5 protein-coding genes (1 of these 5 cut by a window edge) are annotated in these 25,956 nt (G+C 66.2%); 3 read left to right on the plus strand and 2 right to left on the minus strand.

Annotated features, from left to right (window positions below):
* The 3 genes from TSA1_RS40950 to TSA1_RS25480 form a co-directional block, all read left to right on the plus strand.
* Window positions 1-20,022 carry the 3' portion of a tandem-95 repeat protein gene (locus tag TSA1_RS40950; protein WP_100178726.1) on the plus strand. It extends 14,199 nt beyond the left edge of the window, so the window shows 20,022 of its 34,221 coding nt (coding positions 14,200-34,221); its start codon lies off the left edge, out of view; it ends in the stop codon at window positions 20,020-20,022.
* 175 nt (window positions 20,023-20,197) lie between these two features.
* A complete protein-coding gene (ftsH, locus tag TSA1_RS25475) occupies window positions 20,198-22,042 on the plus strand; it encodes an ATP-dependent zinc metalloprotease FtsH (protein WP_100178727.1) in 1,845 nt (614 codons plus the stop codon).
* Window positions 22,043-22,305: 263 nt separating this feature from the next.
* Window positions 22,306-22,524 carry a DUF6894 family protein gene (locus tag TSA1_RS25480; protein ID WP_100181337.1) on the plus strand — a complete coding sequence of 73 codons (219 nt, stop codon included), beginning with the start codon at window positions 22,306-22,308 and terminating at the stop codon, window positions 22,522-22,524.
* A 45-nt stretch (window positions 22,525-22,569) separates the two neighbouring features.
* On the opposite strand, the gene mgtA is transcribed toward TSA1_RS25480, so the two are convergent.
* Window positions 22,570-25,110: a magnesium-translocating P-type ATPase gene (gene mgtA, locus TSA1_RS25485; protein WP_100178728.1), complete on the minus strand. Its 2,541-nt coding sequence runs from the start codon at window positions 25,108-25,110 to the stop codon at window positions 22,570-22,572.
* Between the two features lie 148 nt (window positions 25,111-25,258).
* Entirely contained in the window at window positions 25,259-25,927 is a 669-nt protein-coding gene (locus TSA1_RS25490) for a hypothetical protein (RefSeq protein ID WP_347338554.1), read from the minus strand.
* Between the last annotated feature and the right edge of the window lie 29 nt (window positions 25,928-25,956).

Genomic DNA, 25,956 nt, shown 5'->3' on the forward strand with positions numbered 1-25,956 from the left:
CTGAGGTCGATCAACTCGGACGATTCCATTACCATCGGCGGCGGCTACGTCGATGAAACCGTTGGCGTCGATGAAGTCCGTTTCGACGACGGCACGATCTGGACCCGCGGCCAGCTCGTTGCGGCGGCGGTGGCAATGCCGGGCAGCCTGATCCAGGGCGACGCGACCGATCAGACGCTGAACGGCACTGCCTTCGACGATGAAATCTACGGCGATGCCGGAAACGAAACCATCGTCGGCGGTGCCGGCAACGACATCCTGCAAGGCGGAGACGGCGCCGACATCCTGATCGGTGGTGCCGGCCACGACGAGCTGGACGGCGGCTACGGCAACGACGTCTATCGCTTCTCGGCCGGCTTCGGCTCTGACACGGTTTACGTCACGCCGTACTATGCAGACGATACCGACGTCATCGAGTTCGACGCGACGATTGCAGCTGCGGATGTCCATCTCACTTTCGAAGGAGATGGATACCCGCCGAGCATGCTGCTGACGATCGACGGCAGCACCGACCAGATCATGCTGAACGGGCTGCACGCGTCCACCGAGATCCATTTCGCGGACGGCACGATCTGGACTTATGACGACATGGCCGCGCTCGCCGCGCCGTGGCTGGGCGTCAATTTGCAGGGCGACCAGGGCACCGACGTTCTCGGAACCAGCGGCTGGGACAAGCTCGAGGCCACTTACGGCGTCGCGTCCACCATCATGGGCTTTGCCGGCGACGATATCCTCAACGGCTCCATTGGCGACGATACCCTCGTTGGCGGCACCGGCGACGACCAGATGCAGGGCAACCAGGGATCCGACACCTACCGCTTCTCGGCGGGATTCGGCCAGGATCAGATCTACGAGTGGGGTTCCGAGGTCAACCACATCGTCTTCGACTCCTCGATCTCGTCCAGCGACATCATCATCGAGCACGAGGCCGGTTATAACGGCGACATCACCTATGCCGACGTGATCCTGCGCGTCGCGGGGACCGAAAACCGCATCACCTGGGGTGGCGGCTTCGGCTCCGCCGACTTCGACATCGCGTTCGCCGACGGCACGGTCTGGAATTCCAACGACATCAGGGCACGCTGGAGCCTGATCGAGCATCCCTATCAAGGTGGCATTCCGATGATCGGAGGCGCCACCAACGACACCATGTACGGCTCGGTCGACGCCGACGTCATGGAAGGCGGCGGCGGCAACGACAGCCTCATCAGCTACGGCGGTAGCGACATCCTGGTCGGAGGGACCGGGTCCGATCAGCTATATGGCGGCGTCGGCAGCGACACCTATCGCTTCTCTGCCGGCTTCGGCGAGGACTGGATCTACGACTCGGTGAACGGCGCGGACGTCAACGTCATCGAGTTCGATGCCACGATCGACCCGGCGCAGGTCAGCGTCATGTCGGACGCCTCCAATCTCTCGGGCAATTACTATCTGTCCATTTCCGGCAGTGAAGATCGGGTCTGGGTCTCGCGCTACGCCCACGACGCCGTGATCTCGCAAGTTCGTTTTGCCAACGGCACGGTGTGGACCGCTGCCGACATCGAGGCGCGCCTGACCTATTCGAACCGGCCCACGATCACGAGTTCGGCCTCCGGCGCACAGATGGTCGGTACGGCCGGCAGCGACAACCTGACCGGAACGGCCGGCGCGGACGACATCAACGGTGGCGGATCGGTCCAATGGCGGCCGGTCGGCGCCAACCTGCTCGTCAACGGCAGCTTCGAGCAGCTCGCCGCGGATGCCAGCCCGCAAAGCTGGGGCTATTCGGCGACGACGTTGCCGGGCTGGACCCGGATCAACAGCACGCAGCCGGGGACGACGCTGGGCATCGAGCAGATGACGTCCGGCTACAACGGTGTCACCGCAACCGACGGCAATTACTGGCTCGATCTCGACGGGACGGGTTCCGGCGGCACCGACGTACAGATCGCCCAGGACGTGACCGGCCTCACCGAGGGCGAGACGCTCCTGGTGCAGTTCGACCACGCCAACCGCACCTGGGACTGGAACGGCTCGTTCGACGTGCTGTGGAACGGCACGGTGGTCGCGAGCTTCAACAATACCGGCACGGCGATGGTGCGCTCCAGCGTGCTGGTGACGGCAGCCGCCGGCACCAACCAGCTCAGCTTCCGCGGCACCGGCAACCAGGACGGCGTCGGCGCCTCCCTCGACAATGTGAGCCTCACGCGTGCGCAAGCCGTTCCGAGCTCGGCGATCGGCAACGACGTCCTGTCCGGCCTCGACGGCGACGATCTCATCCGGGGCGGCGCCGGAGACGATGTGATCTCCGGAGGCAACGGCAACGACACGCTCAACGGCAATGGCGGCAACGACACCATCAACGGCGATGCCGGCAACGACATCCTGGTCGGCGGCAAGGGTAACGACAATCTGGTCGACGGCCAGGGCAACGACGTCTACCGCTTCACGGCCGGCGACGGTCAGGACACCATCACCGACGCGAACGGAACCGACCGGATCGAATTCGGCGCGGGCATCAGTCCGGCCGACGTCAACGTCGCGCTGGTCGGCAATTCCTCGACGCTGGTCGTCACTTTCCGCAACAGCGACGACCGCATCACCATCAACAACGGCTCGGCCAGCGATGGCAGGGCCATAGAGACATTCGCCTTTGCCGACGGCACCGTCTGGTCCTTCGCCGACATCGCGGCGCGCTGGAAGACGCCGACTGCGGGCGCCGACATCATTCTCGGCACCACGAACGGTGAAACCCTCGCGGGCGGGGCGGGCAATGACAGCCTGATCGCCTTCGGCGCAGCCACGCTGCTCGGCGAAGCTGGCGACGACATCCTGACCGGAGCGAACGGCGCCGACATCCTGGTCGGTGGTACCGGCAACGACACGCTGAATGGCGGGCAAGGCGACGACGTCTACCGTTGGGGCCGCGGCGACGGCAGCGACACGCTCACCGACACCGGCGGGACCGACCGCGTCGAGATCGGCGCCGGCGTCGCGCCCGGCGACATCAAGGTCACCTCGCCGGATGGGCGCAGCTTCGTCCTGCGGATTCGCGACACCGGCGAGGAGCTCAAGCTCACCGATGTGATCGCGAACACGAGCAACGTCATCGAGAGCATTGCCTTCGCCGACGGCACCGTCTGGACGATGAACGATCTGAGGGATCAGTCGTACATCGGCGAGGACGCCGCCGACGCCATGACCGGAACCAGCGACGCCAACCGCCTCGACGGGCGCGGCGGCAACGACAATCTCTCCGGTCTCGGCGGCAACGACGTGCTGCTTGGCGGCGCCGGCGACGACACGCTCAACGGCGGAACGGGAGACGACCGTCTGGTCGGCGGTCCCGGTAACGATGCGCTGTCGGGCGGCGCCGGTGCCGATACCTACGTGTTCGCCGCCGGTGACGGCAACGACACGATCACCGACGGCGGCGATGCGACGAACGACACGTTGCGGATCGAAGGCTATGGCCTGTCGCAGATCCGATTCGGCGCGGTGGGTCAGGACCTGGTCATCCGCTTCGCCGGAAGCGCCGATCGCATCGTCGTCCGCAACGGCCTCGGCAGTGGCGTCAGCGATCTGGTCGACGCTTTCGAGATTGTGGCCGACGGCGTCACGCTGTCGCTGGCCGATGTGCGCGCCCGTCTGGTCGAGGACGTCTCCGTCACCGGCGAGTTCCTGGCCGGGACTGCCGCCGATGACGTGCTCACCGGCGGCGCCGGCGACGACTATCTGAAGGGCGGCGAGGGGGCCGACATCCTGTCGGGCGGTGCCGGCAACGATCAGTTCGCCGACATCTCCGCCGATGGTTCCGTCGACACGCTGACCGGCGGCGCCGGCCGCGACACCTATTACTACCTGCCGGTCCGGCAAGGTGCGGCGCCCATCGTCGCCGACGTCATCACCGATTTCCAGGCGGGCGCGGGCGGCGACGTCATCCGCCTGATGACCAGCAATCCCAATCCGTTCGAGGGCGGCAGCATCTTCCTGGCGCAATCGGGCAGCGATGCGGTCGTCATGATGCGGGCCAGTTCCGGGCCCGACCAGGAGCTGGTACGCCTGCTCGGCGTCAATGCCACGACGCTGACCGCGGCCAATTTCGACGGCGTTCCGATCGCGATCGACAATTCGATCAGCATCAATGACGACGATGCCGGCCATGTCCTCAACGGCAGCGCGCTCGACGACCGCATCTTCGGCAATGGTGGCAACGATGTCATCAGCGGCTTCGGCGGCAATGACCGGCTGGCCGGCGGCGCCGACAACGATGTGATTGACGGCGGCCTCGGCAACGACCTGATTGCGGGCCAGGAAGGCAACGACCAGATCATCGGCGGTGGCGGCAGCGACATCATGTCGGGCGGCTCCGGCGATGACGTGATCACCGGCTATGGCGACGGCAGCTTTGCGACCGACACCGACGTGTTCGAGGGCGGGCTGGGCGACGATCAGCTGTCGGGCGGCACCGGCACGGACGTCTACCGCTTCGCGCGCGGCGACGGCCGCGATACCATCTCCGACCTCGGCGGCTCGGATCGGCTGGAATTCGCCGCGGGCATCGCGGCCGCCGACGTCAGCGTCGTGCAGATCGGCCGCGACGTCGAATTGCGCATCAACAACGAGGGCGGCCGGATTCGCGTAACCGGTGCGCTCGACGGCGCCAGCGCCATCGAGACGATCGCCTTTTCCGACGGCACCAATTGGACCTGGAACGACGTGCTGACGCGATCCCTTCAGGGATCTGGCGGCGACGACGTGCTCGCGATTCCCGCAAGCTTCCAGGGTAACTCCGTTACGCTCGACGGCAAGGCGGGGAACGACACCCTGCAAGGCAGCGCGGGCGCCGATACGCTGATCGGCGGCACCGGCAACGACGTGCTGCAGGGCGCCGGCGGTGACGACACCTATCTGTTCGCCCGCGGCGACGGCCAGGACGTCATTCTCGACGCATCGGGCACCAACACGCTGAGCTTCGCGGCCGGGATCCTGGCGAGCGACATCCGCGTCGTGCGAGGGCCTGCCAATCTGGTGCTCGAAATCATCGGCACCGGTGACCGCGTCGATCTCGGCTCTCCGGCGGCGCCGGGCATGGGCGTCTCGCGCGTCACCTTCACCGACGGCACGGTCTGGACCGCGCCGACGCTGATCGCACTCGCCCGCTCGGCGACCGATGGCGACGACGTCATTCGCGGCGACGAGCTCGACGATACGCTCGCTGGCGGCGCCGGCGATGACCTGCTGATCGGCAATGGCGGAGCTGACGATCTCGACGGCGGCACCGGCAACGATCGCCTCGAAGGCGGTGCCGACGACGACACCTACCGCTTCGCGGCGCATGGCGGCCACGATCGCATTGCCGATACATCCGGCAACGACACGCTGCTGCTGGCGGCGGATATCGCACCCGACGACATCACGGTCTCGCAGAGCGAGGACGGGGCCGACTTCACGCTAATCGTCAAGTCGACCGGCGCGCGCATCACCATCGAAGGCGCGCTCGGCGCTGGCGGCATCGAATCGATCCGCTTTGCCGACGGCACGGTGTGGGGAACCAGCGATCTGATCGCGCGGGCGCCGAGCTTTGCCGACGATGTGCTCACCGGCGATGCCGGCAACAACGTCATGGTCGGCGGTCTCGGCAACGACCATTTGTCCGGCGGTGCCGGCAACGACATCTACCGCTTCGCCCGCGGCGATGGCAGCGACGTCATCAACGACAAGGCGTCGTCCGCGGCCGACCGGCTCGAGATCAGCGGCTACACCGCCGCGGAGATCAGCTTCCACCGCATCGCCGCCGACAGCGACGACGTCGCGATCCGCTTTGCCGGGACGACCGACCAGATCGTCATCGTCGACGCGCTCGCCGCCAACTCCGCCGGGGTCGAGACTATCGCGCTCGCCGACGGCACGCAGTACACCGTCGCCGATATGAAGCTGGCGATCCTCGCCAGCCTCACCACCGACGGCAACGACATCATCATCGGCACCGACGGCGCCGATACGCTGATGGGCGGCAAGGGCAACGACATCGTCGACGGCGGCTACGGCAACGACACCTATCTCTATCGCCGCGGCGACGGCGACGACCGCATCAACGCGGTCGGCAAGGGCACCGACGTCCTCAGCCTGACCGACTACAACGTCGCTGAAATCGTCTCCGCCGTCCGCGCCGGTCCCGACAGCAACGATCTCGTGCTCACTTTCTCGGGTGCAGGCGATCGCGTGGTGCTGACCGACGCGCTCAGTCCGTCCAACAATCCCGCGTTCGGCCTGTCGGTCCGGTTCGCCGACGGCACGGTCTGGAATCGCGACGCGATGCGCGCCCGCGCGCTGTCGGATATCGACGGTAGCGGCAATGACAACGTCTACGGCTTCGACGGCAACGACATCTTCGCCGCCCGGGCGGGCAACGATCTGCTCTCGGGCGCGGCCGGCGACGATCTCTATCAGTTCAAGCGCGGAGCCGGCAACGACACGGTCGTCGATTCCGGAACGGGCGGCACCGACCGGATCCAGATTGCGGACTTCGCCTCGACGGACGCCCATGTCGAGCAGCTCTATCGCAGCTCGGATGCCGTCGTCATCCGCTTCACCGGCAACAGCGCCGACAGCCTGACCGTGTTCGATGCGCTCTCGACCGATGCCAAGGGGATCGAGAGTTACGTCTTCGCCGACGGCGTGGTCTGGACCAAGGAGACCCTGCGCGAGCTGCTGGGCAACCGCGCCCCGACGGCCCTGGGGGACGGCTTCTTCTCGGTCACGACGGGCGTCGAGCTCGTCATCAAGGCGACCGATCTGCTTCGCAACGACTTCGACGCCGACGGCGATGCGCTGACCATCGTCGGCGTCGATGCCGGCAGTTCCGGCGTTGCCACGATCGATGCCCAGGGCAACATCCACTACACCGCGACCAACGGATATTACGGCTCCGCCTCGATCAGCTACACGATCTCCGACGGCCATAACGGCTTTGCCACGGCCTCGGTCGATCTCAAGGTGCGCCCGGTCGCGACCGCCTACCCGGATACGGGCTTCACCGTCGCCGAGGACGGCTCGCTGGTGATCCGCGTCGAGCGGCTCCTGGCCAACGACCTCGACGGCGACCGCATGATCGTCGGTCAGGTCTATCAGGCCGTCAACGGGACGGTGGCGCTGGCCAGCGACGGCAACATCACTTTCACGCCGAACGCCAATTTCAACGGCACCGCCGAGTTCAGCTATGTCGCGAACACGCCCGAAGGCGGCCGGGCCGAGGCCAAGGTGACGATCCAGGTCACCGCGGTCAACGATGCGCCGGTGGCGCATGACGATACCGTCGACGCGACGCTCGAAAGCACCGCCTTCACGCTCGATCCGAGCACGCTGAGCGCCAACGACAGCGACATCGATCACGACGGGCTCTCGGTGCAGTCGGTGATCTCCAACGCGGATGTCACCGTGACGATCGGCGACGACGGCCTGATCCACGTGACCCCGCGCGCCTATTTCTGGGGCAACGCGCACTTCGACTATATCGTCGCGGACCCCAGCGGGGCGACCTCGACCGGCCGGGTCAACTTCACCGTCACGCCGGTCAACGATCCGCCAGAGCTGCACGACGATCGGTTCGAGACGACCGACAACGGCGATCCGATCCGCGAGGACAACCCGATCGTGATCGGCGCCGATCGGCTGCTCGCCAACGATATCGAGCACGACGGCGAGACGATGACGCTCACCGCCGTCCGCAACAGCCATGGCGGCAACGCCGTGCTGCTCGAGAACAATACAGTCCTGTTCACGCCGACGCCCAATTTCAACGGCGATGCCTGGTTCGAATATCAGGTCGACGACGGTCATGGCGGAACCGCCTGGGCCCGCGCGACGCTGGCCTATCAGCCGGTCAACGACCTGCCGGATGCCCGCAACGACAGCTACACCGACCAGAGCCTGCCGATCCTGCGCGGCACGGAAGACCATTCGATCGAGATTCCGATCATCGAGCTGCTCAAGAACGATAGCGACACCGAAGGCTTCGCGGTGCAGTTCGAGAGCGCCGGCAACGCGGTGCATGGCGACATCACCGTCACCGACCACGGCACGATCATCTTCACGCCGGATGCCGATTTCTGGGGCGAGGCGTCGTTCAGCTATCTCGTCCGCGACAACGAGGGCGCGGTCGACGGCGCCACCGTCACGATGTGGTTCGAGAACGTCGGCGACGCCCCTCCGGTCGCGCATCGCGACGTGATCTATGTGAACGAGGATATCCCGACCGTCATTCCGATTGCCACGCTGCTCGCCAACGACACGGATGTGGACCGCGACCCGCTCCGCTTCCTGGGATGGCGGCTGTCGACGACGCTGGATGCGCTGGTGTTCGGCGGCGATGCCGGCCAGAAGCTGAACGGCACCATCGAATTCGACGCCGATGGCAACCTGGTGTTCACGCCGAACCGGGACGCGAGCCAGAGCTCCGGCTTCGTCTATGGGGTGACCGACGATGCCGACGGCTCGGCGGAAGGCTATGTCGACATCATCATCGTCCCCAGCAACGACGATCCGACCGTCGGCCAGGACGAGGGCTTTGTCACGCCGCTCGATGCGCCGCTCGTGTTGCGTGTCACCGATCTCCTGAAGAACGACTACGACATCGAGCAGGCCGATCACGACGGCGACGGCGTGATCGACGACGATCTCGACAATCCGAACCGCGCCCGCCCGACTTTCGTTGGCGTCGACGGCGTCTATGACGCGGATGCGCTCGCGCTCGGCCAGCGCGTGCCGCGCGGCACCGCGGAGGTGGTCGACTGGAACGGCGAGAAGTTCATCGTCGTGCATTTCTCGGCCGGCCTCACCGGCCAGGTCGCGGTCGAGTACCGGATCGCCGACACCGATGGCGCGACCGACACCGGCTTTGCGATGGCGTCGGTGGCTGACAGCTATAACGGCCTGCTGCGCGGGACGGCGAAGGCCGACTATCTCGTCGGCACCGAGGGCGCGGATCTGATCCAGGCGCTCGGCGGCAACGACTTCGTGCTGGGCGGCGGCGGCAACGACCGGATCGAGGCCGGCAGCGGCGACGATCAGATCGATGCAGGGGCCGGCGACGACTGGATCGACGCTGGCGACGGCGCCGACCGCATCACGGGCGGCGACGGCTACGACACCGTCAGCTTCGAGAACTCCGACTTCCTGGTGCGCGCCGACCTCGAGTCGCGCGTCGGCCAGGGCGGCTACGCCCAAGGCGACGTCTATATTGGCGTCGAGGCGTTGGTTGGTTCGCAATATGCCGATCAGCTCGGCGGCGATGCCGGCGACAACCGGCTCGAAGGCCGTGATGGCAACGACATCCTGGAGGGCCGCGGCGGCAACGACATCCTGCTCGGCGGCGCGGGCGACGACGTCCTGACCGGCGGGGCGGGGGCCGACGTGCTCGACGGTGGCCTCGGCAACAACACGGCCGACTACAGCTTCGGCGCGACTGGCGTGTCGATCTCGCTGGCGTCAGGCACCGCCCATGGCGGCGATGCCGAGGGCGACGTCCTCACCAACATCCAGAACCTCACCGGCACCGATGCGGACGACACGCTGGAAGGCGATGTGCTCGCCAACATCCTGTCGGGCGGTCGCGGCAACGACATTCTGATCGGCAATGCCGGCGACGACACCCTGATCGGCGGCCGCGGTGCGGACCAGCTGATCGGCGGCGACGGCATCGATACGGCCGACTACACGCTGTCGACGGAAGGGGTCACCGTCGACATGGCCAACGGCGCCGCCGGCGGCGGCGATGCGCTCGGAGATACCTTCTCCGGGATCGAGATCGTCCAGGGCTCGTATCAGGACGACACCATCCGTGGTGACGCCGGCGACAACCGCATCCGCGGCGGCCGCGGCGCCGACATCATCGACGGACGCGGCGGCTTCGACATCGCCGATTACAGCCGCGCCGACGAGGGCGTCGCGGTCAATCTGGCGACCGGCCTCGGCACCGCCGGCGAGGCGGCGGGCGACCAGCTCACCTCGATCGAGATGGTGGTCGGCTCGCTTTGGAACGACCAGTTCACAGGCAGCGCCGGCGACGACTGGTTCCAGGGCCTGCGCGGCAACGACGCCATCGCCGGCGGGGCCGGCTCGGATACTTATGTGTTTGGCTTCGACGACGGCCAGGACGTCATCACCGAGCAGGGGGCCGAGACTGACACCGACCGCCTGGTGCTGTCGTCGGCGATCGCGCCGAAGGACGTCTCGGTCATCCGCGAGGGCAACGACCTCCTGCTCGAATTCGAGCGGCAGGACGGCTTCCTGGTCGACACCGTGCGCGTGACCGACCACTTCCTCGGTGCCCAGAGCGGCATCGAGGAGATCGTGTTCGCTAACGGCACAGTCTGGGATCGCGATCGCATCGATCAGCTGCAGCAGCTCGGCCGCTTCAATGCCGCCGACGACATCGTGCATCTCGGCGTCGAGGACGAGCCGGTCGTGATCGATCCGGCGACCCTGTTCGCCAACGACGCCGACAGTGCGGTCAACCTGACGCTCGCCGGCGTTGGCAATGCCGTGAACGGCACCGTGCACGTACGCGAAGACGGCAAGATCGAGTTCCTGGGCGCGCCGAACTACAACGGCGATGCCTTCTTCAGCTACACCGTCCGCGACCAGTTCGGTCGCGAGTCCACGGCCCGGGTCGAGGTCGATCTCGCACCGGTCAACGACGCGCCGACGGCGGTCGATGATGCGCTGGTCTATGGCGTCGAGGACCAGATCCTGCGGATCAGGATCGACACGCTGCTCGCCAACGATTTCGACGTCGATGGCGACGCCGGTCTGGAAGGGCTGCACATCGTTTCGATCGCGCCGCTGACCAACACGTCCGGGCAGGCGATCGACGGCTACAAGGATAACGACTACCAGTTCGAAGCCAGCAACGTGAGCGCGCGGCTGGATGGCGACTACATCCAGTTCAAGCTGCGTCCGGACTATTTCGGCGCGGCAGGGTTCGTCTACACGCTGGCCGACGCCAGCGGCGCGACCTCGACCGCCAAGGTCGAAATCTCGATCTCGCCCGTCAACGACGCACCGCGCGATCGCGACACCTATCGCTGGATCCGTCTCGGCCAGGATACCACCGTCACGGTCGCCGACCTCTTGGCCAACACCTACGACATCGAGGGCGACGGCTTCACCTTCGTCGGCCTGCACGGCGGTCTCGACAACAACCCCGCCAACAATGGCACCCTGGTGTTCGATCAGGCGACCGGCACCATCACCTTCACGCCGGCCTCCCTCGGACAGGCGAGCATCGAATACGACGTGATCGATGCGCGCGGCGCCGCGGCGACGCTGACCTACGACTTCAAGGTCAAGCCGCTCAACGACCCGCCGAAGGCCTACAACGACTATGGCTACCGGACGCTCGAGGACCAGATCCTCGTGATCGACCCGGCGACGATCCTGGCCAACGACACCGACGAGAACGGCGACACGCTGGTGCTCGACAGCATCGCCCGGTTCGCCGATGGCGGTAAGGTCCGCCTGCGCGATGACGGCATGATCGAGTTCCGGCCGACACCGGACTACAACGGCACCGCCGGCTTCCAGTACACGATCAGCGACGGCCATGGCGGCACCTCGACCGCCTATGTCGCGATCACGGTCCTGCCGCGCAACGAAGCTCCGATCCTGCGCAACGACTATGTCAGCGGCCTGGAAGACGGTCCGCTGTTCGTGATCCCCGGCGAGGCGTTCGGCAACGACATCGACGCCGACGGCGACGTGCTGTTCTTCAAGCGCTCCACCGTGCTCGGTGTGGTCGACCACCGCTATCTGTCGGCCGGTTACGCGGTCAGCGCGGCCCTGGCCGACGGCTCGGCCCTGCCGTCCTGGCTGCAGTTCGATCCGGCCACCATGCGGTTCGCGGGATCGCCGCCGGCCGGAATGGATCCGCTCTCCGTCGACGTCTGGGTGAGCGATCCCTCCAATGGACGCATCTTCAACACCCGGTTCGAGCTGACGGCAGGCGATATCTCGGGTGGCTTCGATGCCAGGACCGATGTCCTCAAGGGTTACGAGATTCGCTCCGCCTTCGCGGTCGACTACGAATTCGATGCCTCGGATCTGGATGCGGACACGACCGTCACGGCGAAGCTCGCCGATGGCTCCGTGCTGCCGTCCTGGCTCAGCTTCAACGCCCAGACGCTGCAGTTCACGGGAACGCCGCCCGAGGGGACGACGGATCCGATTAGCGTCCAGCTCACCTTCTCGCATCCGGCCGCAGGCGGCGGCAATCCAGGGATCTTCACCGACAGCATGACGTTGGATCCGGCCGCGCTGCCGGCCGGCGTCACCTATGACAGCCAGCTCGCGCTGCTCGACACCAAGAACGGGACGGTTTCGGCCTCGATCATCGGCGGCCGCCCGCTGCCGGATTGGCTGTCCTTCGACGCCGCGACGCGCACGGTCAGCCTGAGCGGCTTCGCGCCGGATGCGGATGCGCAGCTGGCGCGCCTGCAGGTCGTGTTCACGCCGGCGCCGCGCGTGCTTCCCGACGGGACCTATGCGTCGAGTAATCGCGGCTTCACGCTGGAGTTCGTCGTTGACCCGCATGGCGATCTCGCGAGCCAGATGACGGCGATCAACCACGCGCTGGAAGGCGATGCCTATTTCGCGGGCCAGGGCCTGTTTGCGCTCGACCTGAAGGGTGCCGGTGCCATCACCGCGACCCGCGAAAGCGGCGCGCCGCTGCCGGACTGGCTGAGCTTCGACCCCGCCACCTTCACCTTCTCCGGCATGCCGCCGGCCAACTGGGTCGGCGCCGTGCCGGTCCGCCTCGATATCGCCGCCGGCAACGGTCATCCGGCGATGTCGATCATCACCGAAGCCGTGGTCGACGACACTTTCAAGATTGCGCCGTTCCCGGCCTCAACGGTCGTCTCGCCCGGGCAGATCAACGTCACCGTTCCCACCGACTTCAACGGCACGGTGGTGCTGAGCTATGACGCCACCGACGAGAAGGGCGGCGTTTCCGCCAATCCGGCGCTGATCTTCTACGACGTGAAGCCGACGCGCGAGCGGCCGGACACAGCGGTCGACAATCTGACGGGACGCGAGGGACAAACCACGCGCTTTGCGGTGACCGACCTGCTGCGCAACGACTTCGACCGCGATCGCGATGCCCTGCGCATCCTGTCGCTGGGGCAGCCGGCCAACGGCTCGCTCGTCATCGAGCTCGCCCATGCCAATATCGCGCCGCCCGCCGGCCTCGGCCAGCTGGAAGGCGCGGTCTGGAGCGCGACGCTCGCGGACGGCTCGGCACTGCCGGGCTGGCTCACGATCGACAGCGCGACCGGCGCGCTCTCCGGCGACGTCCCGCTGGCGTTCGCTTCGAACCTCGACATCCGCTTCACGCGGACGCTCGGTGGCGACAGCCAGAGCGCGACCTTGAGCCAGCGCTTCGACGGCAATTCCGGGGCCTACGTCGTCTACACGCCGGCGGATGCTTTCTCCGGCGATGACGGCTTCAGCTATGTCGTGACCGACGACCACGAAGGTCCCTCGACCGGCTCGGCCATCGTGCATGTCGCCGCCGTCAACGATCCGCCGACCACGGTCGAGGACACGGTCGCGGCGATCGAGGACACACCGCTGCTGATCGATCCGGCGACGCTGATCGCCAACGACTACGACGTCGACAACAACCCGATCCGCTTCGTCGACGTCGCCAACGCCACGCACGGCACCGTCAGCTTCGACGGCACCCATATCGTGTTCACGCCGGACCACAATTTCGAGGGCGTCGCGACGTTCGAGTACATCGTGACCGACGACACCAACGGCTCGAGCACGGGCAAGGTCACGATCAACGTCGCCTCGACCAACCGCGCGCCGATCGCCGCGACCGACGTGTTTGAGGCCGTCGAGGATACGCCGTTCGAGTTCACCACCGCCGATCTGCTCGGCAATGACAGCGATGCCGACGGCGACACGATCACGTTCCAGTCGCTGTCGCGCAGCGCCGCCAACGGCCGCATCGTCGAGCTGCCCGACGGACGCTGGCAGTTCGTGCCGAACGAGAACATCAGCGGCGCCGTCAATTTCAGCTATACGATCTCGGACGGACGCAAGACCTCGACCGGCACCGTGACGTTCGACGTCGCCGCCGTGAACGATGCGCCGATCGCCAATCCGGACGGAGCCGGGACGGCCAACGATCCCCTGGGTGTGTTCAGGACGACCCAGGACCAGGCCATCACGATCGACTTCGCCGCACTGATCGCCAACGACCGCGACGTCGAAGGCGACAGCTTCGAGATCGTCGAGGTGTTCGATGGCGACCAGGGCACGGTGGTTCGCGTCGGCTCGACCGCGGTCTTCACGCCGAACGCCGGCTATATCGGCGATGCCGGCTTCCACTACCGCGTCACCGACAGCCATGGCGCTTCCAGCGTCGGCTTCGTGACGCTGCTGGTCGCGCCCAACGTGCCGCTGCCGATCCCGGTGTCGGATGCCGGCTTCGAGGTGCTCGAAGACGGCTTCATCGACATCGATCCCGCCGCGCTGATGGCGAACGACGTCACGCCCGATGGATCGACCCTGACCTTCGTCGGGCTCGAAGGCGCCGAACTGCTCGCCAACGGCAAGTATCGCGTCACGCCCGCCGCCAACTTCAACGGCGAGCTGGTGCTGCACTATTCGGTCAAGAACGAGCAGGATTTCGCGGTCTCGACCACGGTCACGATCAACGTGCTGCCGGTCGCCGACGCTCCTGTCGCGCGGCCCGACTCGCTCGAGATGCGCGAGGATTCGCCGTTGACGCTGTTTGCGAGCCAGCTGCTGGCCAATGACAGCGATGCCGACCAGCAGGCGTTCGTGCTCACCCGGATCGTCGCGACCTCTGGCGTGACGGTCACCGATCTCGGCGTCGGCCAGCTCCAGATCACACCGAGCGCAGATTTCAACGGTCCGGCGTGGTTCGACTACGAGATCGAGGATTCGACCGGCCTGACCGCGACGACGCGGGTCAACATCAATGTCGCAGCAGTCAACGACGCGCCGGTCATCTCCGCGGTACCCGTGCTCAAGGGGATCGAGGATCAGCGCTTCAGCGTGACCCTGCCGGCCGGCTTCGTCAGCGACGTCGACGGCGACGCGCTGTTGGTCGAGATCCGCGGCAAGGGCGGCACGGCGCTGCCGGCCTGGCTGCAATACGATCCGCAGACGCGGCTGCTGAGCGGCGATCCGCCCACCAACTTCAACGGCACGATCCAGCTCGAGATCGCGGCGTCCGACGGCACCGCGCAGACCGTGCGCGAGCTGCTGGTTTCGATCGCCCCGGTCAACGACGCGCCGGCAATCGTCAGCGCGATCGGCGATGTCGACGTCACCGAGGATCAGCCATTCTCGATCGCATTGCCGACCGGCGCGTTTGCCGATGTCGACGGCGATGCCCTGACCTTCGCCGTGACGCTTGGTGACGGCTCGCCGCTGCCGTCCTGGATCTCGGTGTCCAACGGCCGCCTCATCGGCACGCCGCCGGCTGACTTCAACGGCAAGCTGGCGCTTGCGATCACGGCAAGCGACGGCGCGCTGTCGACCTCCGCCGGCTTCCAGCTCAACGTGCTGCCGGTCAACGATGCGCCGGTGCTGGCCCATCCGCTGGACGACCAGGCGGGCCGCGAAGGGGAGGCGCTCGATATTGTGCTCGACAGGTCGGCCTTCGCCGATGTCGATGGTGACACGCTGACGTTCGCCGCACGCTTGAGCGATGGAAACCCGCTGCCGGCCTGGCTCAGCTTCGACGGCTTGCACTTCACCGGAACGCCGCCGCAGAACGCGGCCGGGGACTTCGACATCGAGGTCACCGCGAGCGACGGTACGCTGGCGGCCAGCGACGTGTTCCGGCTGAGCATCGTCTCGGTCAACCAGGCACCGGTGCTGTCGGTGCCGCTGGCCGATGTGTCCTCGTCCGAGGATGCGCCGCTCTCGATCGCGATTCCCGCAGGCAGCTTCACCGACCCCAATGGCGACCCGCTGACCTATTCGGCGACGCTCTCCGACGGCAGCGCGCTGCCGTCCTGGCTCGCCTTCGACGGCACGAATTTCACCGGCACGCCGCCGGCCGACTTCAACGGCAGCTTCGATATCCTGGTCACGGCCAGCGACGGCGCGCGCGCGGCAAGCGACGTCTTCCGCGTGACCATCACGGCGGTGAACGATGCGCCGGTCGTGGCGCAGCCGCTCGCCGACGTGTCGTCGTCGGAGGATACTCCGGTGTCGATCACGATCCCGGCCGGCAGCTTTGCGGATGTCGACGGTGATTCCTTGACCTATGCCGCGACGCTGGCCGACGGCAGCGCGCTGCCGTCGTGGCTCAGCTTCGACGGCACGACATTCACCGGCACCCCGCCGTCGAACTACAACGGCGCGATCGACATCAAGGTCGTCGCCAGCGACGGCACGCTCTCGGCCAGCGACGTCTTCACCCTCAACATCACGCCGGTGAACGACGCGCCGGTGCTGGCGCAGCCGCTGGCCGACATCGTCTCGCCGAAGAACGTCCGCGTCACGATCCCGGTCCCGGCCGGGAGCTTCACCGATCTCGACGGCGACACGCTGACCCTGACGGCGACCCTGGCGGACGGCAGCGCGCTTCCCTCGTGGCTGGCCTTCGACGGCGCCACCTTCAATGGCACGCCGCCCACCAACTACACCGGCGCGATCGACGTCAAGGTCACGGCGAGTGACGGGTCGCTCACGGCGAGCGACGTGTTCCGCCTGACGATTCCGTCGGTGAACAACGCGCCCGTGGTCGCGATCCCGCTGCCCGACGTCTCCTCGCCGGAAGACACCGCCATCTCGGTCGCAATCCCGGCCGGCAGCTTCACCGACGTCAACGGCAACCGGCTGACCTATACGGCGGTGCTCTCCAGCGGGGCCGCGCTGCCGACCTGGCTCGCCTTCGACGGCACCACCTTTACCGGCACGCCGCCGGCCAATTTCAACGGCACGGTCAGCATCAAGGTCACGGCCAGCGACGGCGCGCTGTCGGCCAGCGACATCTTCGTGCTGACGGTCACACCGGTGAACGACGCGCCGGTGCTGTCGGTGCCGCTGTCCGACATCAGCTCGGCTGAAGATGCCGCGGTTTCGTACACGATCCCCACCGGCCGCTTCACCGACGTCGACGGCAACACGTTGACCTATTCGGCGACCTTGGCCGACGGCAGCCCGCTGCCGTCCTGGCTGACGTTGACCGGCGCCAAGTTCGCCGGCACGCCGCCGCTCAACTTCAACGGTGCCATCGACATCAAGGTCACCGCGAGCGACGGGTCGCTCTCGGCCAGCGACGTCTTCACCCTGACGATCACACCGAAGAACGATGCGCCGGTGCTGTCCGTGCCGCTGCCCGACGTGACGTCACCGGAAGACACGCCGCTGTCGATCGCGCTTCCACCCGGAAGCTTCACCGATGTCGACGGCGATACACTGACCTACACCGCAACGCTCTCCACCGGCGCTGCGCTGCCGGCCTGGCTCGCCTTCGACGGCACGAATTTCACCGGCACGCCGCCGGCGAACTACAACGGCACGCTCAACATCAAGGTCACGGCGCGCGACGGCGCGCTGGCGGTCAGCGACACCTTCGCGCTGACCATCACGCCGGTGAACGACGCGCCGGTGGTTGCGGTGCCGCTGTCCGACGTCAATTCGGCGGAGGATACCGCGATCTCCTACACGATCCCGGCCGGCCGCTTCACCGATCCCGACGGCAACACGTTGACCTATTCGGCGACGCTTGCGGATGGCAGCCCGCTGCCGTCCTGGCTGACGCTGACCGGCACCAAGTTCACCGGAACCCCGCCGCTCAACTTCAACGGCGCCATCGACATTCGTGTCACCGCGAGCGACGGGTCGCTCTCGGCCAGCGACGTCTTCACCCTCAACATCACGCCGAAGAACGACGCGCCGGTACTGGCAGTGGCGCTGCCCGATGTGACCTCACCTGAGGATACGCCGCTGGCGATTGCGATCCCGCCCGGAAGCTTCACCGATGTCGACGGCGATGCGCTGACCTACACCGCGACGCTGTCCACGGGTGCCGCGCTGCCGACCTGGCTGAGCTTCGACGGCACCACTTTCACCGGCACGCCGCCGGCGAACTACAACGGCACGGTCAGCATCAAGGTCACCGCCCGCGACGGCGCGCTGACCGCGAGCGACATCTTCACGCTGACCATCACGCCGGTGAACGACGCGCCGGTGGTTTCGGTGCCGCTGTCCGACGTCAACTCGGCCGAGGACGCCGCGGTCTCGTTCACGATCCCGACCGGCCGCTTCACCGATCCCGACGGCAATACGCTCACCTATACCGCCACGCTGGCGGATGGCAGCCCGCTGCCGTCCTGGTTGACGCTGACCGGCACCAGGTTCGCCGGCACCCCGCCGCTCAACTTCAATGGGGCGATCGATATCAAGGTCACGGCCAGCGACGGTTCGCTCACGGCCAGCGACGTGTTCACCCTGACGATCACGCCCGTCAACGACAAGCCGGTCGCGGCCAATGACGGTCCGTTCTCGGTCACCCACGGCGACACGCTTGCCATCGCGCGCGCAAGCCTGCTCGCCAACGACACGGATGTCGACGGCGACAATCTGACCATCGTCTCGGTCGGCGCGCCGCCGAAGGGGACTGTCGTCATCGATGGGCAAGGCGTCAGCTATACGCCCGATTTCGGTTATGAGGGGACCGACAGCTTCACCTATACGATCAGCGATGGCGTCGCCACGGCGACCGCCACCGTCAGCCTCACCATCTCCAACGCCTTCGAGGGCTGGGTGGTGGGCACCGCCAGCTCCGAGACATTGGTCGGCGATGCGGTCGCTCCGAACAGCATCTATGGCGCCGGTGGAAACGACGTCATCACCGGGGGCGCTGCCGCGGACCGCCTGGCCGGCGGCATCGGCAACGACACGCTCAACGGCAATGACGGCGACGACTCGTTCTGGGGCATGGCCGGCAATGACACGATCAACGGCGGCAACGGCACCGACACGGCCTATTACAACGGTGTGATGTCGACCTATTCGATCGTCACGTCGGCCGGGTCGGTTCAGGTCACCGACAATTCCACGGCGAATGGTAGTGACGGCGTCGACACGCTCACCAGCATCGAAAGGCTCATCTTCCGCAACGGCGAGACGGTCACGCTGGCAGCGCCGATCATCCTCGATCTCGACGGGCGGGGTGTGGAAACCACGACGGCCGGCCAGTCCTCGGCGAGGTTCGACATCGATGGCAACGGCACCGCCGACGACACCAGCTGGATCGGGGCCACGGAGGCCTTCCTGTTCCTCGATCGCGACCGCAACGGTACCGTGAGCGGCATCTCGGAGCTGAGCTTCGCCGACGATGTGGCAGGCGCCCGCTCCGATCTCGAAGGGCTGCGTGCCTTCGACAGCAACCGCGACGGAATGCTGTCGGCCGGCGACATTCGCTTCTCCGACTTCAATCTGTGGCAGGACCGCAATGGCGACGGCACGGTCGAGGACGGCGAGATCCTGTCGCTGGCCGCGGCAGGCGTGCGCTCGATCGATCTGACGGCGTCGGCGACGGACGGGTCCTGGGAGTTCGGCAGCACCGTGGTCGTGAATCGCGGCAGCTACACCCGCACCGACGGACACACGATGGACTATGCCGATGCCGTATTGACACAGGCGACGACGCCGCAACCGCCCGCCGCCGACCCGAACGCCGCAAGCTCAGCCAAGACGCTGGCCTCGGCGCTCGAGATCCTGTCCGCAGATCCCGCGCCCTCCATCGGCGAGCAGTTCTGGCACGCGATGGATGCGATGACGGGGCCGGACAAGCCGGTTGCAGCGGTGGGCAGCGGCCCGGACAGTTGGGCGGGCCACGTCGCGAACGGAGTGGGGACGGACCAGGCGCCGGCGCTGCTCGCGCTGATGCGGCAGGAGATGTCTGCGTTCGGCACCAATGCGGGCGCCGCAGACCTTGCCTGGCGCAAGGACGCGGCCACGCATCCCATGGACTATTTCGCCTGACGCCGCGGGCTGCCGCGCCGAATGGCGGACCTCGGAAGAAATGGGGCAAGACCATGGCTTTGCCCCTGTTCCGGTCGCACGAATGTGAGCTGGCCGCAGTTGAGCTGAATCAAGCAGACGCCGCCTGTTCCTCATTACCATTCGGCTTGGCGCTGATGGTGATGGGAGAAGCAGGTTGGAGTCCGATCAAAGTTCACGGAAGCCGGGCCTCGCGATGGCGGCCATCTTTGTGGGTGGTCTGCTGCTCGTCATGCTGCAGTTCGGCCTTGCCACGTACAGTTCGACCGAAACCATTCCCTACAGCCAGTTCGAGCAGCTGCTCGCCCAGGACAAGGTCGCCGAGGTGTCCGTCGGCACGGATACGATTCAGGGGAAATTGAAAGAGCCGCTTCCGGGCGGCAAATCCGCCTTCATCACCGCGCGGGTCGATATGGCCCTGGCCGACAAGCTCGCGGCGAAGGGCGTCAGTGTGACCGGCGTCCCCGGCGGAGGCGCGCTGCAGACGTTGCTGTCCTGGATCTTCCCGCTTCTAGCCTTTTTCCTGATCTGGTTCTGGCTCGGCCGCGGCATCGGAGGCGGCCAGGGCTTGGGCGGGCTGATGTCGATCGGCAAGTCCCGCGCGAAGGTTTACGTCGAGAAAGACATCAAGGTCACCTTCGCCGATGTCGCCGGCGTGGACGAGGCGAAGTTCGAGCTCCAGGAGGTGGTGTCGTTCCTCAGGGATCCCAAAAGCTATGGTCGCCTGGGCGCGCATGTCCCCAAGGGGATTTTGCTGGTCGGACCACCTGGAACGGGAAAGACCCTGCTGGCCCGCGCCGTGGCGGGAGAGGCCGGGGTTCCGTTCTTCTCGATCTCGGGCTCGGAATTCGTGGAGATGTTCGTCGGCGTCGGCGCCGCGCGGGTTCGGGACCTGTTCGAGCAGGCCCGCAAGGCAGCGCCCTGCATCATCTTCGTCGACGAGCTCGACGCGCTCGGACGCAGCCGCGGGCCGCAATCGTTCGGCGGCTATGACGAGAAGGAGCAGACGCTGAACCAGCTCCTGTCCGAGCTCGACGGCTTCGATCCCAGCGCCGGGGTCATTCTGCTGGCGGCCACCAACCGTCCCGAAGTGCTGGACCCCGCGCTGCTGCGGGCCGGCCGGTTCGACCGGCAGGTTCTGGTTGACCGGCCGGACAAGATCGGGCGCGTTGCGATCCTGAAGGTGCACGCCCCCAAGATCCGGATCAGCAAGGATGTCGACCTCGACAAGGTGGCGGGTCTCACGACGGGCTTTACCGGGGCCGACCTTGCAAACCTCATCAACGAAGCCGCGATCGCTGCCACCAGGCGAAGCGGTGAGGAGGTCACGTTCGACGATTTCGTCACCGCGATCGAGCGGATCGTCGCCGGCATCGAGAAGAAGAGCAGGGTGCTCGGCAAGGACGAACGGCGCCGGGTCGCCTATCACGAGATGGGTCATGCCCTCGTTGCCGCCAGCCTGCCCGGCGTCGATCCCGTGCAGAAAGTGTCGATCGTTCCGCGCGGCATCGGCGCGCTAGGGTACACCATTCAGCGTCCGACCGAGGACAGGTTCCTGCTGACGGTCGAGGAGCTGAAGAACCGCATCGCGGTGCTGATGGGAGGGCGCGCGTCGGAGCATCTGATCTTCGACGGGGCGATCTCGACCGGCGCGGCCGATGATCTGCAACGCGCGACCGAGATCGCCATCGAAATGGTGACCAGATACGGCATGGACGAGACGGTGGGACAACGCACCTATGCAGCCAAGCCGCAGGCGTTTCTCATGGCGGCGCAGGACAAGATCGTCGCGGCGGCCGAGGCAACCGGCCGCGAGATCGATCTCGCCGTACGCAATCTGGTCGAGGAGGGCGACCTCCGCGCCCGCGAGATCCTGCAGCGCCGGCGCGCAGACCTCGACGCCGGCGTTGAGATGCTGATCGCGAACGAAACGGTCACGGCCGAGCAGTTCGCGCCACTGATCGGCAAGCGCGGTGGTGGAAGCGAGCAGGTCGCCGCCTGACGGCGCTGGGCGCGTTCAGCATGATTTCCGTCGTCAGATGACATGGGATGGCGTGAAGTCGCTGTCATGATACCGCAGGATTGGAGCGGCCCTGTCGGAAACTTGCCGAATTTTCCCGTGTTTGATCCGGGTCAAGAGTTCGAAATGCCTGCCTCCCTAAGATGCAGTTTCCCGACGTCGCCGCGGATCATCCCCCGCTTCGGCCGCTCTATTTCCGGGATGATGATTTCAACCGAGCCGCGCGAGACCGCGGGAATGAGTCCATGCGCACCTATTATTTCGATATCAAGGACGGCGTGCCCGTCCGGGACAGATCCGGACTGGAGCTCGTGAGCGACGGCGCCGCCATCGCGCATAGCAAGGATCTGGCCGACCGGGTGCGCCGGGAGAAGCCGAAAGGCCATCCGGGCCTCCGCATCGTCGTGCTCGACGAAAGCGGCCGGGAAGTCCACCGAGAGCGGATCTATCCGGACGCGACCTGAGCATTGGCCGGGGCACTTGGGGTGACCCAGCCTCGGTTTCGGGCGTTACGGATCCGAGATCGCCAGCCGCTTCGCGATGGTTGCCGAGATCAGATAGGCTGCGGCAATGGCGGTGATCGTCGCAAGCAGTCCCGCGGGCAGCACGGTAAAGCCGAACGCGCCGCGCCACGGGCCGAGAGCCACCGCCACGCCGGCGAGCAGAGCGCCGCAGGACGTCGCGATCAGGATGTTGGGGGGCCGGTTCGCACGCCACGGCAATTTGCGCGACCGGATCACGAAGATCACCAGAATCTGGGTCGCGATCGATTCCACGAACCAGCCGGTTTGAAACATTGCCGCATCCGCATCGAACAGCTTGAGGAGAACGGCGAAAGTGATGGCGTCGAACAGGGACGACACAATTCCCATGATGATGGTGAAGCGAAGAATGCTTGCCATGTTCCAGGCTTCGGGCCGCGCAACGTCTTCACGGTCGACGTCATCGAAGGGGATGCCGATCTCGGAGAGATCGTAGATCAGATTGTTCAGCAGGATCTGCAGCGGCAGTAGCGGCAGGAATGGAAGAACGATCGAGGCGAGCGCCATCGACAGCATGTTGCCGAAATTCGAGCTCGTTCCCATCCGGACATATTTCAGGATGTTGGCAAAGGTCCTGCGGCCCTCGCGCACGCCGGCCGCGAGCACGGACAAGTCAGGTGCCAGCAGGATCATGTCGGCGGCCGCGCGGGCGACCTCGGTCGCGCCGGTCACGGAGATGCCGACATGCGCGACGTGGAGCGCCGGGGCGTCGTTGACGCCGTCTCCCATGAAGCCGACCACGTGATTGCGATGGCGGAGCGCGACAATGATGCGTCGCTTCTGATCTGGGTCGATCCGTGCAAACAGGTCGACGTGGTCGACCCGGGCGATGAGGGCGGCATCGGTCAGCTCGGAGATCTCGGCGCCGGTCATGATCCGGTCTGCCTTCAAACCGACGGAGCGCGCGACGTGCGCGACCACGGCGTCATGGTCGCCCGAAATGATCTTGATGGTCACGCCGAGCGAGCTGAGCGCACCGATGGCCGCAGCCGCATCCTGTTTCGGCGGATCGGCGAACACGCAAAAGCCGATTAGGGTCAGGTTGGTCTCGTCGCTGACGGCAATGGTCTGCTGCGCGGCCGGAATGGATCTGATGGCGACGGCAAGGAGCCGGAAGCCGTCGCGGGCATAGCGCGCCTGGATATCGGCCATCTTCTGTTGCCAGGCGGCGTCGAGCGGATGAGCCAGGCCATCGATCTCCACGGCCACGCAGCGCGACAGGATGGATTCCGGAGCTCCCTTGGCGATCAGCATGTGTTCGCCATTCCGGACCGCCAGAACCGACAGGCACCGTCGTTCGAAGTCGAACGGCACTTCCGCAAGCCGAACCCAGCCGCCGAGACCATCGCGGCTCGCTGACAGAATCGCATCGTCGAGCGGGCTTCTGACGCCGGCCTGGAACGTGCTGTTCAGGCGCGCCAGGCTCAGAACCCGATCGCTCGATTGCCCCTGCGGCTCGATATGAGCTGCCAACGTGATCCTTGCTTCGGTGAGCGTGCCGGTCTTGTCGACGCAAAGCGTGTCCATCGCACCCAGATCGTGAATTGCCGACAACCGCTTGACGATGACTTTTCGCTTCGCCATGCGCAGGGCGCCGCGGGCGAGGGTCACCGTCATCACCATCGGCAGCAGCTCGGGCGTCAAGCCGACGGCGAGCGCGATCGCGAAAAGGAAGGACTCCATTGCGTTGCGCTGCGCGACGAGATGAGCCATCAGCACGAAAAGCGTGAGAAACAGCGTCAGCCGAAGGATCAGCAGGCCGAGCTTCCGGACGCCTTGTTCAAGAGCCGTCGGCGGTGCGTTGGCCGCCATCGCCGAGGCGATCGCGCCAAAGCGCGTCCGGCCTCCGGTCGTCACCACCAGCATCCTGCCGCTTCCGCCGACGGTGCTGGTTCCCGCGAACAGAGCGTTGGTGGCGTCCGCCGGCAATGCCGCGGAGCAGGGGCGGTCGGTCTTGAACGCCGGAAACGGCTCGCCCGTCATCAGGGCTTCATTGATCTGCAAGTCCTGCGCATCGAGCACGATGCCATCGGCCGGTATCAGATCGCCGATCCGGAGCTTCACGACGTCGCCCGGGACCAGAGCCGCCACCGAGATCGACATGTCCTTGCCGTCCCTGACGACGTCAGCCTGGATGGCAACCGATTCCCGCAGAGCTTCGGCGGTGAGCTCGGCGCGATGTTCCTGGACGATATCGAGCGTGATGGACAGCGAGAGCACGGTTGAGATGATGGCAAAGCTGCCGATGTCGCCACTCAGCCCGGACAGGAGCGCCGCCGCCAGCAGCATCGCGATCAGCGGATTCCAGAGGCGCTGGCCGAGCTTGCGCCAGACCGATCGGCTCTGCGGGGCGTCGGCGCGGTTGGCCCCGTGGATCGCCAGCCGCCTGATAGCTTCGCCCCGCGACAGGCCGTCCGGGCCGGAACCGAGCGCGCGATAGAGGTCGTCCTTTGGCATTTGCCAGAACGCCGCGGCCAAAGCCTTGGCCGGGATAGATTGTTCGATCATGCAAGGGCTCGGCTGTCGCTGACACTGGGGCGAGGCCAAGGTACGTGGCTGCTCGATCCCTGGGTTGATGCAACTCAATCCAGTCTCACCCAGCGTGATCAGGTGGTGGCGCGGCGCAATGCTTAATAGGCGTTAAGCGCAGGCCGTATCACTTTTTCCGGCCGTTTCCGGACGGCGAAAAGATCTGATTGGCGGGCGGTTGTCCGCCGTTCGGCACGCCGATGGCAATGAAGCCGCGGCCCATCGAGCTGTGACAGGCATTGCAGCCATCGGTCAGCCCGCGCATGGACACGGCGAATTTGCGATCATCCCCCGCTGCGATCGCGTCGGCGACCGAGAGCAGCGGCTCCTTCATCGTGGTCACGTTGCTGATGGGAATAGAAGGGTAGAATATCGCGGCTTCGGCGAGGCTATTGGTCAACTGCCGCAACTCGTACGCCGCGAGGTCCCAGTTCTTCGCCTTGCCTGCATACCAAAGCTTGAGGTGTTGAAGCTGCGCCATGCTCATGACCTCGACGAGACGAGGTGCATCCTGTTTTGCATTCGGCGAGGGGGCAAGGCTGGATTGGGCCATCGCCGAGGTCACCGCACCCGCCGAAATCGCCAGCACCGCACACCAATTCTTCAGCGTCATCCGGACCATTCCCTGCTGATTGAAGGCCTGAATATCAGCGCCGCGGGCCGTTCTCTTGCGCTGCGTCAATGCTTCCAGGGCCTCCGCGCCGGTGCCGATCCCATTGTCGTGAAAGGCGCCGGAGTTTGCGCCTCGACAACGTGGTAGCGACTGCAGCCACTTACCGTTGTCGAGTGCCGACATGGGGCGTCGTGCGCGGGCGATGGGAAGGA

Origin of the sequence: Bradyrhizobium nitroreducens (assembly GCF_002776695.1) — a bacterium.
In the GTDB taxonomy this organism is placed as follows: Bacteria; Pseudomonadota; Alphaproteobacteria; order Rhizobiales; family Xanthobacteraceae; genus Bradyrhizobium; species Bradyrhizobium nitroreducens.